Source organism: Streptomyces sp. NPDC048637 (assembly GCF_040650675.1).
GTDB lineage: Bacteria > Actinomycetota > Actinomycetes > Streptomycetales > Streptomycetaceae > Streptomyces.
Genome location: NZ_JBEZHQ010000017.1, coordinates 101175 through 114957 on the forward strand (window position 1 = coordinate 101175; position 13783 = coordinate 114957).

The following is a 13783-nucleotide window of genomic DNA, read 5'->3' on the forward strand; positions in this document are numbered from 1 at the left end:
CGGGCGCGGAGTCCTCCGCCGTCCACCGGCCCCGGCGCCCGGCCCCCGTCCCGCCGGCCGGGCCGCGGCGCCGGATGCCGGCCGCCAAGCTCACCGGTCTCGGCTGCTGGCTGCTGGCGACGCTGGCGCTGCTGGCGTTCGCCTTCGTGGACCGGCTGCTGTTCGGCGGCGCACCGACCGCGTACGGCGTCTGCTACCTGCTGGTGGGCATCGGCGCGGCGCTGTGGGTCAGGCCGTACGACCTGATCTGTGCGCCGGTCACCCTGCCGATCGCCTTCACGCTCGGTGCGCTGCCGATCCAGCACGGCGCGGACGGGTTCGAGGGGTTGCTGCTGGGCGTCTTCACCGTCCTCGCGCTGAACGCGGGCTGGCTCTACTCCGGCACGCTGGTCTGCGCGCTGCTCGCGATCGTCCGGCGGGCGCTGATCATCGCCCGGCGTCGGGCCAGCCGACCGGTGAGTCGACCGCAGAGCGGACCGCGCGGGCAGCAGAACCGGCCGCCGGCGCGGCCCGCCGACCGGACCCGGCCGCGGCCCGGGAACCGTCCGCGGCAGGTGGCTCGCCAGCCCGAGCGGCGTGCGCAGCCATCGCGGCCCCCACAATCCCCGCATTGTTCTGAAGCTGAGCCGGCACGATCTCGGCGCTGATGCCCTCGATCAGCGGCAGGAACTTCTCCGCCTTGCGGCTCACCCCGCCGCCGATCACGAACAGCGCGGGTGAGAAGAGCATCTCCACATGGGCGAGGTACTTCTGGACCCGGTGCGCCCAGTGCGGCCAGCTCAGGTCCTCGTCCTCCTTGACCTTGGTGGAGGCGCGCTTCTCGGCGTCATGGCCGTGCAGCTCCAGATGGCCGAGCTCGGTGTTGGGGACGAGGCGGCCGTCGATGAAGACCGCGCTGCCGATGCCGGTGCCGAGGGTGAGCACGATCACCGTGCCGGCCCGGTCGCGGCCCGCGCCGTAGCGCATCTCGGCCAGCCCGGCCGCGTCCGCGTCGTTGAGCAGCGTGACGGGGCGGCCGGCGGCCTCACCGCCCAGCCGGCCGGTGATCAGGGCGTCGGCGTCGAGGCCGATCCAGCCCTTGTCGACATTGGCGGCGGTACGGGTCGTACCGTCGGTGACCACACCGGGGAAGGTCGCACCGACCGGCCCCGACCACCCGAAGTGGTCCACGACTTCCTTGACGCAGTCCGCGACCGCTTCCGGGGTGGCCGGGTGCGGGGTCAGTACCTTGTGGCGCTCCTCCGCGAGATCGCCGCGCGCCAGATCCACCGGGGCACCTTTGATGCCCGATCCGCCGATGTCCACACCGAAGACCCTCATGGGAAAAGGCTAGGCGCCGACGGGGCGGCCCGCCCCCGGGATGAGGTGACTCATGGCCCGGACGGCGAACCGGCAGCGGGGGTTCAGCTCTCGCCGGCCGCCTTGGCCTCGGCGCGCAGGTCGCGGCGGAGCTCCTTGGGCAGTGAGAAGTGGATGGATTCCTCGGCGGCCGTGAGGGTCTCGACGTCCTCGTAGCCGCGCGCGGCGAGCCAGTCCAGGACACCGTGGACGAGGATGTCGGGGACGGAGGCGCCGGAGGTGACGCCGACCGTGCCGACACCCTCCAGCCAGGCCTCGTCGATCTCCTCGGCGTAGTCGACCAGATGGGCGTCGCGGGCACCGGCACCCAGCGCCACCTCGACGAGGCGCACGGAGTTCGAGGAGTTCTTGGAGCCGACGACGATGACCAGATCGGCCTCGGCACCCATCTGCTTCACCGCGATCTGACGGTTCTGGGTGGCGTAGCAGATGTCGTCGCTGGGCGGCGAGAGGAGGTTGGGGTAGCGGCCCTTGAGGGCGTCCACCGTCTCCATGGTCTCGTCGACCGAGAGGGTGGTCTGGGAGAGCCAGACGACCTTGTCCGGGTCGCGGACCTCGACGTTGGCGACGTCCTGCGGGCCGTCGACGAGGGTGATGTGCTCGGGCGCCTCACCGCTGGTGCCGATGACCTCTTCGTGGCCCTCGTGGCCGATCAGGAGGATGTCGTAGTCCTCCTTGGCGTAGCGGACGGCTTCCTTGTGCACCTTGGTGACCAGCGGGCAGGTCGCGTCGATGGTGGCGAGCTTGCCGCGCTTGGCCTCTTCGTGGACGACCGGGGCGACGCCGTGCGCCGAGAAGATGACGATGTTGCCCTCGGGCACCTCTTCCGTCTCCTCGACGAAGATCGCGCCCTTCTTCTCCAGGGTCTTCACGACGTACTTGTTGTGCACGATCTCGTGGCGCACGTAGACGGGGGCGCCGTACTGCTCAAGGGCCTTCTCCACGGCGATGACGGCGCGGTCCACACCGGCGCAGTAACCACGGGGGGCGGCGAGCAGGACCCTGCGGCGCGAAGCAGCTTCGCCCGGGGTGGTGGCGGGAGTCGGGCTGGGCGAGGAAGTCATGCGTCCCATCGTAAAGGCGTGCCCCCGCCCCCGAAGATCGCACCGCTGGCCCAGACTGAGGGCGGCACCCAGCGAGGAGGCACAGATGCCGGTCACGGGCGGCAGTGAGGAGGAGGGGGCGGCGGACGGTGCCGCCGGCGGGGGCGGGGACTGCGGCGCTCCCGGGGCGCTGCGGCGGACGCTGACCTTCCGGGACCTGATCGTCTACGGGCTGCTGTTCATCGCCCCGATGGCGCCGGTCGGCATCTTCGGCACGCTGCAGGCCACGTCGCACGGTGCGATCACCCTCGTCTACCTGGTCGCGACCGTCGCGATGGCGTGCACCGCCTCCTCGTACGCCCAGATGGTGCGGGTCGCCCCACGGGCCGGTTCGGTCTACACGTACGCCCGGGTGGGGCTGGGCGAGGGTGCGGGGTTCGTCGCCGGATGGATGGCGATGCTGGACTATCTGCTGATTCCGGCGGTGGCGTATCTGTTCTCCGGGATCGCGCTGCATGCGCTGGTGCCGTCCGTGCACCCGTGGGTGTGGACGGCGCTGGCGGTGGTCGTGACGACGCTGCTGAATCTGTCGGGCGTACGGACCGCGGCGCGGGCCGGGTTCGCGGTGCTGGCGATGGAGATCGTGGTGCTCGCGGTGTTCGTGGTGTCGGCGGTCGTCGAGCTGGTCGTCCACGGGGCTCCGCGGGGCTGGGCCGAGCCGCTGACCGGTGAGGGCGCTTTCTCGGCCGGGGCGGTGCTGGCCGCGGTGTCGGTGGCGGTGCTGTCGTATCTGGGCTTCGACGCGATCGCGTCGTTCGCGGAGGAGGCCGGGGGCGGGCCGGCCACCGGGCAGGGCGGCCGGGGGCCGGGCGGGCCGGACCGGGTGGCGCGGGCGGTGCTCACCTGTCTGGTGGTGGCCGGTGTGCTGTTCGCGGTCCAGACGTATCTGGCGGCGCTGCTGATGCCGATGAGCGCGGCGGAGCTGGCGGCCCGGCCCGCGGAGCAGGGCACAGCGTTCTACACCACGGTCGACTCGGCGGTGGGCCGGTGGCTGCAGGATCTGGTGGCGCTGAGCAAGGCGGTCGGTGCGGCGTTCGCGGCGCTGGCGGGGCAGGCCGCGGCCGGCCGGCTGCTGTTCGCGATGGCCCGGGACCGACGGCTGCCGGGGGCGATGTCGAAGGTGGACGCGGGCAGCGGGGTACCGCGCCGGGCGCTGCTGGGCGCGGCCCTGGTGACGCTGGTGGCGGCGGTGGGCGCGGCCCGCAGGGACGACGGGCTCGCGCAGCTGTCGTCGATCGTGAACGTGGGGGCGCTGACGGCGTTCGGACTGCTGCACGCCTCGGTGATCGGCTGGTTCTGGATCCGCGGGCGACGGGGGCATCCCCCGCTCGGACGGAACCGAGAGCTCGCGGGAGGGACACCGAACGTGCTGCGGCATGCGGTGGTGCCGTTGCTGGGGCTGGCGGTGGTGGTCGCGGTGATCATCGAGGCGTCCGCCACCGCGCAGCTGACGGGCGGGGCCTGGCTGGTGGCGGGGCTCGTGGTGCTGGCGGTGCAGCACGGCGGGCGGCCGGCGGCGGGCGGGGCGGCGGGCTGACACGGGCGGGGCGCAAGGGCGGGGGGGGCGGTGACCGGTGGGTGGGTGGGCGTCTCCCGTCCGGCCACGGGCCGCCACTCCGCAGCCACTCCGCAGCCACCCCGCAGCCACCCCGCCGCCACTGTCAGTGCCCGCCGCTACCCTCGCTCGTATGGCTGTTTCTACGTCCCCGGAAACGCCGATCCCGGTCGGCGAGGTGTCCCGGCTCATCGGCGGCTGGATCGAGCGGCTCGGCGCGGTGTGGGTCGAGGGGCAGATCACCCAGCTCTCGCGGCGGCCCGGCGCGGGTGTGGTCTTTCTGACGCTGCGTGACCCGTCGCACGACATCTCGGTGAGCGTGACGTGCTACCGCCAGGTCTTCGACAAGGTCGCCGACGTGGTGAGCGAGGGCGCCCGGGTGGTGGTGCACGCCAAGCCGGAGTGGTACGCCCCGCGCGGCCAGCTGTCGCTGCGGGCCGCCGAGATCAAGCCGGTCGGGGTCGGTGAACTCCTCGCCCGTCTTGAGCAGTTGAAGAAGTCGCTGGCTGCGGAGGGGCTGTTCGCGGCGGACCGCAAGAAGCCGCTGCCGTTTCTGCCGCAGCTGATCGGGCTGGTCTGCGGCCGGGCGAGCGCCGCGGAGCGGGACGTCCTGGAGAACGCCCGGCACCGCTGGCCGGCCGTCCGTTTCGCGGTGCGCAATGTGCCGGTGCAGGGTGTGCACGCGGTCCCGCAGGTGGTCGCGGCGGTCCAGGAGCTGGACGCACTGCCCGAGGTGGACGTGATCATCGTGGCCCGGGGCGGCGGCAGCGTGGAGGACCTGCTGCCGTTCTCCGACGAGCAGCTCATCCGGACCGTCAGCGCGGCCGTGACGCCCGTCGTCTCGGCCATCGGCCATGAACCGGACTCCCCGCTGCTGGATCTGGTCGCCGATCTTCGTGCCTCGACGCCGACGGACGCGGCGAAGAAGGTGGTGCCCGATGTCGGCGAGGAGCTGGCCCGGGTCCAGCAACTGCGGGAGCGGGCGCGGCGGGCGGTCGACGGCTTTCTGCAGCGGGAGGAGCGGGGGCTGGCGTCGGCGCTGCACCGGCCGTGCATACAGCGCCCGCAGCGGATGGTCGAGGACCGCGAGGAGCAGGTCACGGCCCTGCTGGAGCGCGGCCGGCGGACCCTGGGGCATCTGCTGGACCGCGCCGACTCGGAGCTGACGCACACCCTGGCGCGGGTGGTCGCGCTCTCCCCCAAGGCGACGCTGGAGCGCGGCTACGCGGTCCTGCAGAAGCCGGACGGGACGGCGGTGCGCTCACCTCAGGAGGTCGACGCGGACGAGACCCTCCGGGCCCGGGTCGCCGAGGGCGGGTTCACGGTGCGGGTGGACGGCGCCCCGGGCGCTGCCACGGCCGCCGAATAGTGCACGGACAGACTCATAGGGTGGGAGACATGGCAAAGGCGAAGACGGACGACGCGGCGGCCGGGGTGGCCCAGGTGGCCCCGGTGGATTCCACGCTCGGCTATGAGCAGGCGCGGGACGAGCTGATCGAGGTCGTCCGCAGCCTGGAGGCGGGCGGCACGACGCTGGAGGAGTCGCTGGCGCTGTGGGAGCGGGGCGAGGCGCTGGCGAAGGTCTGCCGTCGCTGGCTGAACGGTGCGCGGGCGCGGCTGGACGCGGCGCTGGCGGAGTCGTCGGACGAGGCCGGGGCGGAGCGCACCTAGGAGCGCGCCCAGGGACGGCCCCCTGCACCCTTCCGGAACCCGGGGAACGAAGCCGGCCCATGCAAACCGACGCCCATCTGAACGGACGCCATGCGAGCCGAAGCCTTGCGAACCGACGCCGCGTGAGCCGAGGCCGCGTGAGCCGAAGCCTTGCGAGCCGACACCACATGAACCAACACCATGTGAACCGGCTCACAGTGATCCCATTTTAGTTGAAACTTAATCTATCTCGTTTACAGTGGTTCCGTAGCACCCTGTGACGGCACCGCACTCACCGCAGTGCCCGCAGGACAGCCGAACCTGAACCCCCCCATCTGACTCACCGAGGTGCCCTTATGTCTCTCGCCCTTGACGCCGCCGCCCAGGACCTCCTGTTCCGCGAGGCCCAGACCGCCAACACGTTCACGGACGAGCAGGTGACGGACGAGCAGGTCCAGGCCATCTACGACCTGGTGAAGTACGGTCCGACCGCCTTCAACCAGACGCCGCTGCGGATCACCCTGGTCCGTTCGCAGGAGGCCCGTCAGCGCCTGGTCCAGCACGCCATGGGCGCCAACGGCCCGAAGACCCTCAGCGCGCCGCTGACCGCGGTCCTCTCCGTGGACCTGGACTTCCACGAGAAGCTGCCGCAGCTCTTCCCGGCCGCCCCGGGCATCAAGGACTCCTTCTTCTCCGAGGCCGCGGCCCGCGAGGTGGCCGGCACCCAGAACGCCACCCTCCAGGCCGGCTACTTCATCGTCGGCGTCCGCGCCGCCGGCCTGGCCGCCGGCCCGATGACCGGCTTCGACTTCACCGGCATCGACAAGGAGTTCTTCGGCGACGGCAAGCAGAAGTCCTTCCTCGTCATCAACATCGGCAAGCCGGGCGCCGACGCGTTCTACCCGCGCTCGCCGCGGCTGGCCTTCGACGAGGCCGTCACCGCCGTCTGAGCCCGCCCCGGCCGGCAGCCAGCCAGGCAGACAGGCAGACAGGCATGCCGATCCACGCATGAGGCCGCCGCACCTTCCCTGGTGCGGCGGCCTCATCGATGTTCCGGCTGCTCAGCCCTTCTTCGCGACCAGCGCGGCGGCCAGATCGGCGAGCCGCCCGTACGGCGCGGTGCCGGTGACGACCGTGGTCACCCCGGACTCCTCACGGACCAGCGCCCGGTACTTGTCGCCCTGGTAGCGGTCCCACTTCTTGCTGCCGACGGCCTGCTTGCCCTCGGCCTTGGTCGCGCCGAGAGTGACGTCCTTGATGAACTTCCGCGGCATGGCATCGCTCTGCTCGACGGCCGCGTACTCCTGCTCCGGGTCGAGCATGCCCAGATGCCAGGCGCCGCCCTTGCCGTCCTCACTCGCCTTGTACGAGACGGAGGTGGCGCGCCAGGTCTTGGGCAGCCCCTCGGGCGCGGCGACCGGATACGGTGCCGCCCGCCGGGCCGTGATCAGTTCGACGCGGTAGTCGACCCGCTTGACCGCGCTCTTCGCCGCGTCCGCGCTCTCGTCGTGCGGGATGAAGATGTAGATCGCCCCGACGAGGATGCCGATCACCGCCAGCGACAGGACCATGTCCCGCACCGTCTGTCTGCCTCGCATACCTGCCACGCCCCTATGGTCCCCTATCGCCGCCGCGGACCCGACAGGCCCCCCGGTGACGGCCGTGACCTGCACGAACGACCGGGCACCCGGCTCCCCGGCGGCCGCTCATGCGTGGGGCCCTCTGCTCATTTTGGCGAGGTACGGATAAGGTCGGTAGCACCCTCATCCTTCGCGGCCGTCGCCGTACAGAAAGGTGCGCTCGATGACCGAGCATCATCTCCCGTCCCCACTCGAGGTCAGCCCCGAGGCCCCGGACCGCAACCTCGCCCTGGAACTCGTCCGGGTGACCGAGGCCGGTGCCATGGCGTCGGGCCGCTGGGTGGGACGAGGTGACAAGAACGGCGCGGACGGCGCGGCAGTCAAGGCCATGCGCGCCTTGATCCACACCGTCTCGATGAACGGCGTCGTGGTCATCGGGGAGGGCGAGAAGGACAACGCCCCGATGCTCTACAACGGTGAGCGCGTCGGCGACGGGACCGGCGCGGAGTGCGACGTGGCCGTGGACCCGGTCGACGGGACGACGCTGACCGCCAAGGGCATGGCGAACGCCGTCTCCGTGATGGCGGTGGCCGAGCGCGGCTCGATGTTCGACCCGTCCGCGGTCTTCTACATGGACAAGCTCGCCACGGGCCCGGAGGCCGCCGACTTCGTCGACATCACGGCACCGGTGGCCGTGAACATCAAGCGGATCGCCAAGGCGAAGAAGTCCGCGGTCGAGGACGTCACGGTGGTCATCCTGGACCGTCCCCGCCACGAGGGCCTGGTCAAGGAGGTCCGGGAAGCCGGCGCCCGGATCAAGTTCATCGCCGACGGCGATGTCGCGGGCGCGATCATGGCGGCCCGTGAGGGCACCGGCGTGGACCTGCTGCTGGGCATCGGCGGGACGCCCGAGGGCATCATCGCGGCCTGTGCGCTGAAGTGCCTGGGCGGCGCCTTCCAGGGCAAGCTGTGGCCCAAGGACGACGAGGAGCGGCAGCGCGCGCTGGACGCCGGGCACGACCTGGACAAGGTGCTGGAGATCGACGACCTGGTCCGCGGCGACAATGTCTTCTTCGTCGCCACCGGCATCACCGACGGCGAACTGCTGCGCGGTGTCCGCTACCGCGCCGAGAACGCCTACACCCAGTCCCTGGTGATGCGCTCCAAGTCCGGCACCATCCGCCAGATCGACTCCCAGCACCGGCTGTCGAAGCTGCGCGCCTACAGCTCGGTGGACTTCGAGCGCCCCAGCTAGCGGCGTACGGGGGCGGGGCCCGCAACGGCCCGCCTCCGTACACACACTTCGCCCCCGTCGGAGAGACTCCGAGAGCCTCCGGCGGGGGCGAAGTGACCCCTACGTCCGGTGATGCGCCGTACGGGCCGAAGCCGGTGCCGCGGCGGTCAGCCTGCCGCGGGCATATGGGCCGTGCGCTGGAGCTCGCTCTCCCGGCGCCGCCGCCGGGTCAGCACGACCCGGCGCTCGGCCGCGGTCAGACCGCCCCAGACTCCGTACGGCTCGGGCTGGAGCAGCGCATGCTCCCGGCATTCGACCATCACGGGACAGCGGGCACAGACCCGCTTCGCGGCCTCTTCTCTGGCCAGCCGCGCGGCGGTCGGCTCCTTGGACGGGGCGAAGAACAGCCCGGCTTCGTCCCGGCGGCACACCGCCTCCGAATGCCAGGGGCCGGCCTCGTCGCGATCAGGCACTTGCTGGGACGGAACGACAGCGGCATCCTGCAGGGGCTGATGCGGTAGCAGCACGGTCTACTCCTGACGACGGCTTCGGCGCGAGAATCACCCTTGCCCGTCTCGCTGCGCACGGCCTTTTTCCGCACCCCGCAGCCGTACGAGAGACGATGCACGAGCCCTACCCGCTGTGCGCACGCTTATGCACACCGTGGCGATCGTGCGACAACGAGAAGAACGTCAGCGGACGAACCCTCCGGGAACGCCGGCAGACCGCCTCTCCACAACACCCGCCGACCGCGGCCCGGCGGCCCGTCCCCCGCCCTCGCCGCCGTCAGTCGTCCGCGCCCTTACGGAACCGGTCCCGGCGCTCGCGGCGTTCGAAGCGCTGCCGCTCATACCCCTCCCGCTGCTCCTGACGCAGTGGGTGGTGGCGCTCGCGGTGCTCCTCGCGCAGCTGCCGGCGCAGTTCCCGGTGCCCCTCCCACAGCCGGTCCCGCAGATCGCGGATCCAGGCACCGCGCTTTGGCTTGGCCTCCACGCTGCCCAGTACGGCATAGCCGTTGACCAGGACCTGCGGGGCGTCGGCGTCCTCCGCGTCATGGGTCTCGACCTCGAAGGTGCCGAGGATGCCGGAGCCGCTGCTGCGCAGCGTGATGTTCTCCGGGACCCGGATCTCCACGCTGCCGAAGACGGCCGTGACATTGATCTGGATCTGCTGCTGCGGGAAGACCGCCTCGGTCAGATCGATCTCGACACTGCCGAAGAACGCCACGGCGTTGATCCGCGCCGGGGCCTGCCAGCGGCCCTTGCGGACGGCGGCGCTGAAGATCGCGACGAGGTTCTGGTCGGGAGCCGGGGCGCCGGGCCCGTGGTCATGCCCGGCGGCGCCCTGCTGTGGGCGGCAGCCGCCCGCCGCGGGCAGATCCCGCACGACGGGCTCCAGTTCGCCCATGGTCTTGGCGCGGTAGACCGTGTCGATCCGCTCCGCGTGCTCCTCCGGGTCCAGCCGGCCCTCGGCCAGCGCCTCGCGGAGGATCTCGGCGACCCGGTCGCGGTCCGCGTCGGACGCCCGGATATCGCGATCGGCCACCGCGGGCGGCGCCGGCGCACCGGCTGCCGGCTTGGTCATGTTCAGCGGTTTCCGCTCCTGGAGCCGGTCCTGCTCCTGAAGCGGTCCGGGCGGGGTCTCAGGGCCCGGACGTCCCCCGTTGTCTGCATCCACCGACCCAGCGTACCGAAACGCGATAGATCGCGACTAGGGATCGGCGGGACCGGCCCCCGTGCCGACTGAGCCTTACCTCACAGCGGCGTCCGCGCACCAGGGTTCTACGCTGTTCAGGCGCTGCCGTAGATGCCAGCCGGACCTCTCCGAGTAAGGAATGACCTTCAATGCCGGAATTCGCCTACACCGACCTGCTCCCCGTAGGTGAGGACAACACCTCGTACCGCCTCGTCACTTCGGAGGGCGTGAGCACCTTCGAGGCCGACGGCCGGACGTTCCTCAAGGTCGAGCCGGAGGCGCTGCGCAAGCTGGCCGCCGAGGCGATGCACGACATTTCGCACTATCTGCGCCCGGACCACCTCGCCCAGCTCCGCAAGATCCTGGACGACCCCGAGGCCAGCGCCAACGACCGCTTCGTCGCGCTCGACCTGCTCAAGAACGCCAACATCGCCGCCGCGGGCGTCCTGCCCATGTGCCAGGACACCGGCACCGCGATCGTCATGGGCAAGCGCGGCCAGCAGGTCCTGACCGAGGGCGGCGACGAAGAAGCGCTCTCCCGCGGTATCTACGACGCCTACACCCAGCTGAACCTGCGCTACTCGCAGATGGCTCCGCTGACCATGTGGGACGAGAAGAACACCGGCTCCAACCTCCCGGCCCAGATCGAGCTGTACGCGACCGACGGCGGCGCCTACAAGTTCCTCTTCATGGCCAAGGGCGGCGGCAGCGCCAACAAGTCCTTCCTCTTCCAGGAGACCAAGGCGGTCCTCAACGAGGCCTCCATGATGAAGTTCCTGGAGCAGAAGATCCGCTCGCTCGGCACGGCCGCCTGCCCGCCGTACCACCTCGCGATCGTCGTCGGCGGCACCAGCGCCGAGTACGCGATGAAGACCGCCAAGTACGCCTCCGCGCACTACCTGGACGAGCTGCCCGCCGAGGGCTCGCCCACCGGTCACGGCTTCCGCGACAAGGAGCTGGAGGAGAAGGTCTTCGAGCTGACGCAGAAGATCGGCATCGGCGCCCAGTTCGGCGGCAAGTACTTCTGCCACGACGTCCGCGTCGTCCGTCTGCCCCGCCACGGCGCATCCTGCCCGGTCGCCATCGCCGTCTCCTGCTCCGCCGACCGCCAGGCCGTCGCGAAGATCACCGCCGAGGGCGTCTTCCTGGAGCAGCTGGAGACCGACCCGGCCCGCTTCCTCCCGGAGACGACGGACGAGGAGCTGACCGAAGGCGCGGGCCCCGACCTCGACGCCGTCGCCATCGACCTCAACCACCCCATGGACGAGGTCCTCGCCGAGCTGACCAAGCACCCGGTCAAGACCCGCCTCTCCCTCACCGGGACGCTGGTCGTCGCCCGCGACATCGCGCACGCGAAGATCAAGGAGCGGCTGGACGCCGGCGAGGAGATGCCGGAGTACCTGAAGAACCACCCCGTCTACTACGCGGGCCCGGCCAAGACCCCCGAGGGCTATGCCTCCGGCTCCTTCGGTCCGACGACCGCGGGCCGGATGGACGCCTACGTCGAGCAGTTCCAGGCCGCCGGCGGCTCCAAGATCATGCTCGCCAAGGGCAACCGTTCCCCGCAGGTCACCGAAGCCTGCGGCACGCACGGCGGCTTCTACCTCGGCTCCATCGGCGGCCCCGCGGCCCGTCTGGCCCAGGACTGCATCAAGAAGGTCGAGGTCCTGGAGTACGAGGAGCTCGGCATGGAAGCCGTCTGGAAGATCGAGGTCGAGGACTTCCCCGCCTTCATCGTCGTCGACGACAAGGGCAACGACTTCTTCCAGGACCCGGCCCCGGCACCTACGTTCACGAGCATTCCGGTGCGGGGCCCCGGCCTGGCGTAGCCGCCCCCAGCCCCAACGCGCCCCCGCCGGCCTGTGCCGGCGGGGGCGTTGTGCTGCCCACCCCGGCGGCGCGCCCGGCCACCGTCCCGGTTTCCTGTCCTGGAAACTCGAACCCCTTGCGCCACCGGTCAGTTGCTCGCGAGCATCGACCACGATGCGACACAGAGCCAGGAAAGGAACCTGTGAAGGTCACCAAGCTTGTGAGCACATGCGACATCAAGGATTGCCCGACCATCTACGCCACCGACAGGGGAACCCTGCTGGTGCAGGGTGAGACTCCTGCCGACCACGGGCTTCAGATTCCCGCACACGAGACCGTGGTGGAAATCCCGGAGCAACTTGTACGTGACCTCATTCGGAAGGGACTTCGTGGCGCCTAAGACTCTGGGTGAACTGTTCGACACCTTCGAGCGAGAGGCATTCCGGCTGGAGACGCTGGATGACTACAGCAAGTCGGGAAACGTGGACGCCTACCGGGCGTTCCTCGCCGGTGAGCCTCAGCCGGCCGACTACAACGAAGCGTGGGTATCAGAGCTCCGCTCCCATACGAGCAAGGGAAAGCGTGTCTATCGCGTTCACCTTCTCTCTCGTCCCCTCACTCCCTATCTGCGCTTCGAACTCGGTTGGGGCTACCAAAGGAACATGACGGGAGGTGAAGAGTTCTTCATCCTCGACACCACGGAGAAACTGAGCCCCGTCCCATGGGCTCGGGATTTTTGGCTCTTCGACAACACTGCCCCGGCGGCGATGAACTACGCGGAAGATGGCTCTTTCCTCGGGGCAGACATGCTCCCCGAGGAACGGGCAGGAGAGTTCCGCGCCTACAGGGATACGGCTTTGGCTCACGCCGTTACGTTCCCCGAATGGTGGGCGAAGTACGGGGAGTGAACAGAGCACAGCTAGGGGCCGCGCTGCGGGCACTTCGGCAGGCATCCGGGAAGGAAGCCAAATCCGTCGCCCGCAGTGCTGTCATGTCTGCAAGCAAGCTGAGCAAGATCGAAACGGCGAAGGTCGCTCCGTCCGCCGCAGACGTTGAGCGCATTCTTACAGCCATCGGTGTTTCAGACGAGGTCAAGGCAGAATATCTAGAGGCTGTCAGAGCAGCAACAACAGAGGCCACAGCTTGGCGTCTTGTCCGACGTATGGGGGTGCATAAGGCGCAGCAGCAGACGAGAGCACTGGAAGCTCAAATGACGTTGCTGCGACTCTTCCAGCCGGCTTTGATTCCTGGCCTCCTGCAGACTCCCGAATACATCCGAACGATTCTCTCTCGGCACGATCTCGGCGAGGATGTGCTGGCCCGGACCATCAGTGCCCGGATAGAACGGCAACAGGCTCTCTACGACGCAACCAAGGAACTTCACTTCGTCATCACTGAGCCTGTGCTGCGGTGGCGCATCGTGTCGGCCGTCAGGATGGCGGAACAGATGGACAGCCTCGCCTCTCTTTCACGGCTGCCCAACATAGACATTCGCATCGTTCCCTTGTCAGCGCGACAGCAGGACGTGGCGAGTCACGCCTTTGTCATCCGAGATGACAGGACAGTCACTGTCGAGACCGTTCACGCAGAGATGATCGTGACCGACCCCAGAGACGTTGCGCTGTATGTGCACAAGTTCGATGGGTTCGCCTCCATGGCGCTATCCGGTGATGCCATGCGGGCCCTGCTTGAAGGAATCCGAGACGACTTCTTGCGCGAACAGGAAATCAGCTAGGCGGAGTCGACTCATTGCGGAACCATGGATTGCCACGGTAGGGATTTCAATCGGGAAGGCGAA

Annotated in this window: 14 protein-coding genes and 1 pseudogene; 10 read left to right on the forward strand and 5 right to left on the reverse strand. The window is 69.8% G+C overall.

Translation table 11 applies throughout. From position 1 onward, the window contains the following. Positions 1-74 precede the first annotated feature (74 nt). Positions 75-365, forward strand: a pseudogene (locus AB0C46_RS21795) (DUF6542 domain-containing protein); the annotation flags it as partial. Positions 366-426: 61 nt separating this feature from the next. Here the strand turns inward: AB0C46_RS21795 and ppgK are convergent. Continuing rightward, a complete protein-coding gene (ppgK, locus tag AB0C46_RS21800; protein WP_362829624.1) occupies positions 427-1320 on the reverse strand; it encodes a polyphosphate--glucose phosphotransferase in 894 nt (297 codons plus the stop codon). A gap of 83 nt (positions 1321-1403) precedes the next feature. Further along, positions 1404-2423 (reverse strand): 4-hydroxy-3-methylbut-2-enyl diphosphate reductase, encoded by a 1020-nt coding sequence (locus tag AB0C46_RS21805; protein WP_362829626.1) that lies wholly within the window; start codon positions 2421-2423, stop codon positions 1404-1406. Between the two features lie 85 nt (positions 2424-2508). Here AB0C46_RS21805 and AB0C46_RS21810 point away from each other — a divergent pair, with 85 nt between their 5' ends. The 4 genes from AB0C46_RS21810 to AB0C46_RS21825 all read left to right on the forward strand — a co-directional run bounded on the left by AB0C46_RS21810 (position 2509) and on the right by AB0C46_RS21825 (position 6617). After that, positions 2509-3999 carry an APC family permease gene (locus tag AB0C46_RS21810; protein WP_362829627.1) on the forward strand — a complete coding sequence of 497 codons (1491 nt, stop codon included), beginning with the start codon at positions 2509-2511 and terminating at the stop codon, positions 3997-3999. Positions 4000-4150: 151 nt separating this feature from the next. After that, positions 4151-5386 carry an exodeoxyribonuclease VII large subunit gene (gene xseA, locus AB0C46_RS21815; RefSeq protein ID WP_362829628.1) on the forward strand — a complete coding sequence of 412 codons (1236 nt, stop codon included), beginning with the start codon at positions 4151-4153 and terminating at the stop codon, positions 5384-5386. 29 nt (positions 5387-5415) lie between these two features. Further along, positions 5416-5688, forward strand: coding sequence for an exodeoxyribonuclease VII small subunit (locus AB0C46_RS21820; RefSeq protein WP_362829629.1), 273 nt, complete (start codon positions 5416-5418; stop codon positions 5686-5688). 335 nt (positions 5689-6023) lie between these two features. Beyond that, positions 6024-6617 carry a malonic semialdehyde reductase gene (locus AB0C46_RS21825; protein ID WP_362829631.1) on the forward strand — a complete coding sequence of 198 codons (594 nt, stop codon included), beginning with the start codon at positions 6024-6026 and terminating at the stop codon, positions 6615-6617. Positions 6618-6728: 111 nt separating this feature from the next. Here the strand turns inward: AB0C46_RS21825 and AB0C46_RS21830 are convergent, their stop codons facing one another. Continuing rightward, complete coding sequence (locus AB0C46_RS21830) at positions 6729-7265, reverse strand: DUF4245 domain-containing protein (RefSeq protein ID WP_362829708.1); 537 nt, start codon at positions 7263-7265, stop codon at positions 6729-6731. A gap of 205 nt (positions 7266-7470) precedes the next feature. On the opposite strand from AB0C46_RS21830, the gene glpX reads away from it, so the two are divergent. After that, positions 7471-8502, forward strand: coding sequence for a class II fructose-bisphosphatase (gene glpX / locus AB0C46_RS21835; RefSeq protein ID WP_362829632.1), 1032 nt, complete (start codon positions 7471-7473; stop codon positions 8500-8502). 146 nt (positions 8503-8648) lie between these two features. Here glpX and AB0C46_RS21840 read toward each other — a convergent pair whose 3' ends face one another. Together AB0C46_RS21840 and AB0C46_RS21845 are read right to left on the reverse strand one after the other, a co-directional pair. Then, positions 8649-9008, reverse strand: coding sequence for a WhiB family transcriptional regulator (locus AB0C46_RS21840; RefSeq protein WP_362829633.1), 360 nt, complete (start codon positions 9006-9008; stop codon positions 8649-8651). 259 nt (positions 9009-9267) lie between these two features. Beyond that, on the reverse strand, positions 9268-10065 hold the full coding sequence (locus tag AB0C46_RS21845) for a DUF1707 domain-containing protein (RefSeq protein ID WP_362829634.1): 798 nt from the start codon (positions 10063-10065) through the stop codon (positions 9268-9270). A gap of 260 nt (positions 10066-10325) precedes the next feature. On the opposite strand from AB0C46_RS21845, the gene AB0C46_RS21850 reads away from it, so the two are divergent. From AB0C46_RS21850 to AB0C46_RS21865, 4 genes are all read left to right on the forward strand, one after another. Then, entirely contained in the window at positions 10326-12005 is a 1680-nt protein-coding gene (locus tag AB0C46_RS21850; protein WP_362829635.1) for a fumarate hydratase, read from the forward strand. A gap of 182 nt (positions 12006-12187) precedes the next feature. Continuing rightward, positions 12188-12385 (forward strand): hypothetical protein, encoded by a 198-nt coding sequence (locus AB0C46_RS21855; protein WP_362829636.1) that lies wholly within the window; start codon positions 12188-12190, stop codon positions 12383-12385. Beyond that, positions 12351-12893 carry a DUF6879 family protein gene (locus tag AB0C46_RS21860; RefSeq protein WP_362829637.1) on the forward strand — a complete coding sequence of 181 codons (543 nt, stop codon included), beginning with the start codon at positions 12351-12353 and terminating at the stop codon, positions 12891-12893. The genes AB0C46_RS21855 and AB0C46_RS21860 overlap by 35 nt, the downstream gene beginning before the upstream one ends. After that, on the forward strand, positions 12869-13720 hold the full coding sequence (locus tag AB0C46_RS21865; protein ID WP_362829638.1) for a helix-turn-helix transcriptional regulator: 852 nt from the start codon (positions 12869-12871) through the stop codon (positions 13718-13720). The genes AB0C46_RS21860 and AB0C46_RS21865 overlap by 25 nt, the downstream gene beginning before the upstream one ends. Positions 13721-13783 lie beyond the last annotated feature (63 nt).

Coding starts and splice junctions, on each gene's coding strand:
- ppgK (WP_362829624.1), bottom strand. CDS start 1,320: ATGAGGGTCTTCGGTGTGGACATCGGCGGATCGGGCATCAAAGGTGCC.
- AB0C46_RS21805 (WP_362829626.1), bottom strand. CDS start 2,423: ATGACTTCCTCGCCCAGCCCGACTCCCGCCACCACCCCGGGCGAAGCT.
- AB0C46_RS21810 (WP_362829627.1), top strand. CDS start 2,509: ATGCCGGTCACGGGCGGCAGTGAGGAGGAGGGGGCGGCGGACGGTGCC.
- xseA (WP_362829628.1), top strand. CDS start 4,151: ATGGCTGTTTCTACGTCCCCGGAAACGCCGATCCCGGTCGGCGAGGTG.
- AB0C46_RS21820 (WP_362829629.1), top strand. CDS start 5,416: ATGGCAAAGGCGAAGACGGACGACGCGGCGGCCGGGGTGGCCCAGGTG.
- AB0C46_RS21825 (WP_362829631.1), top strand. CDS start 6,024: ATGTCTCTCGCCCTTGACGCCGCCGCCCAGGACCTCCTGTTCCGCGAG.
- AB0C46_RS21830 (WP_362829708.1), bottom strand. CDS start 7,265: ATGCGAGGCAGACAGACGGTGCGGGACATGGTCCTGTCGCTGGCGGTG.
- glpX (WP_362829632.1), top strand. CDS start 7,471: ATGACCGAGCATCATCTCCCGTCCCCACTCGAGGTCAGCCCCGAGGCC.
- AB0C46_RS21845 (WP_362829634.1), bottom strand. CDS start 10,065: ATGACCAAGCCGGCAGCCGGTGCGCCGGCGCCGCCCGCGGTGGCCGAT.
- AB0C46_RS21850 (WP_362829635.1), top strand. CDS start 10,326: ATGCCGGAATTCGCCTACACCGACCTGCTCCCCGTAGGTGAGGACAAC.
- AB0C46_RS21865 (WP_362829638.1), top strand. CDS start 12,869: ATGGTGGGCGAAGTACGGGGAGTGAACAGAGCACAGCTAGGGGCCGCG.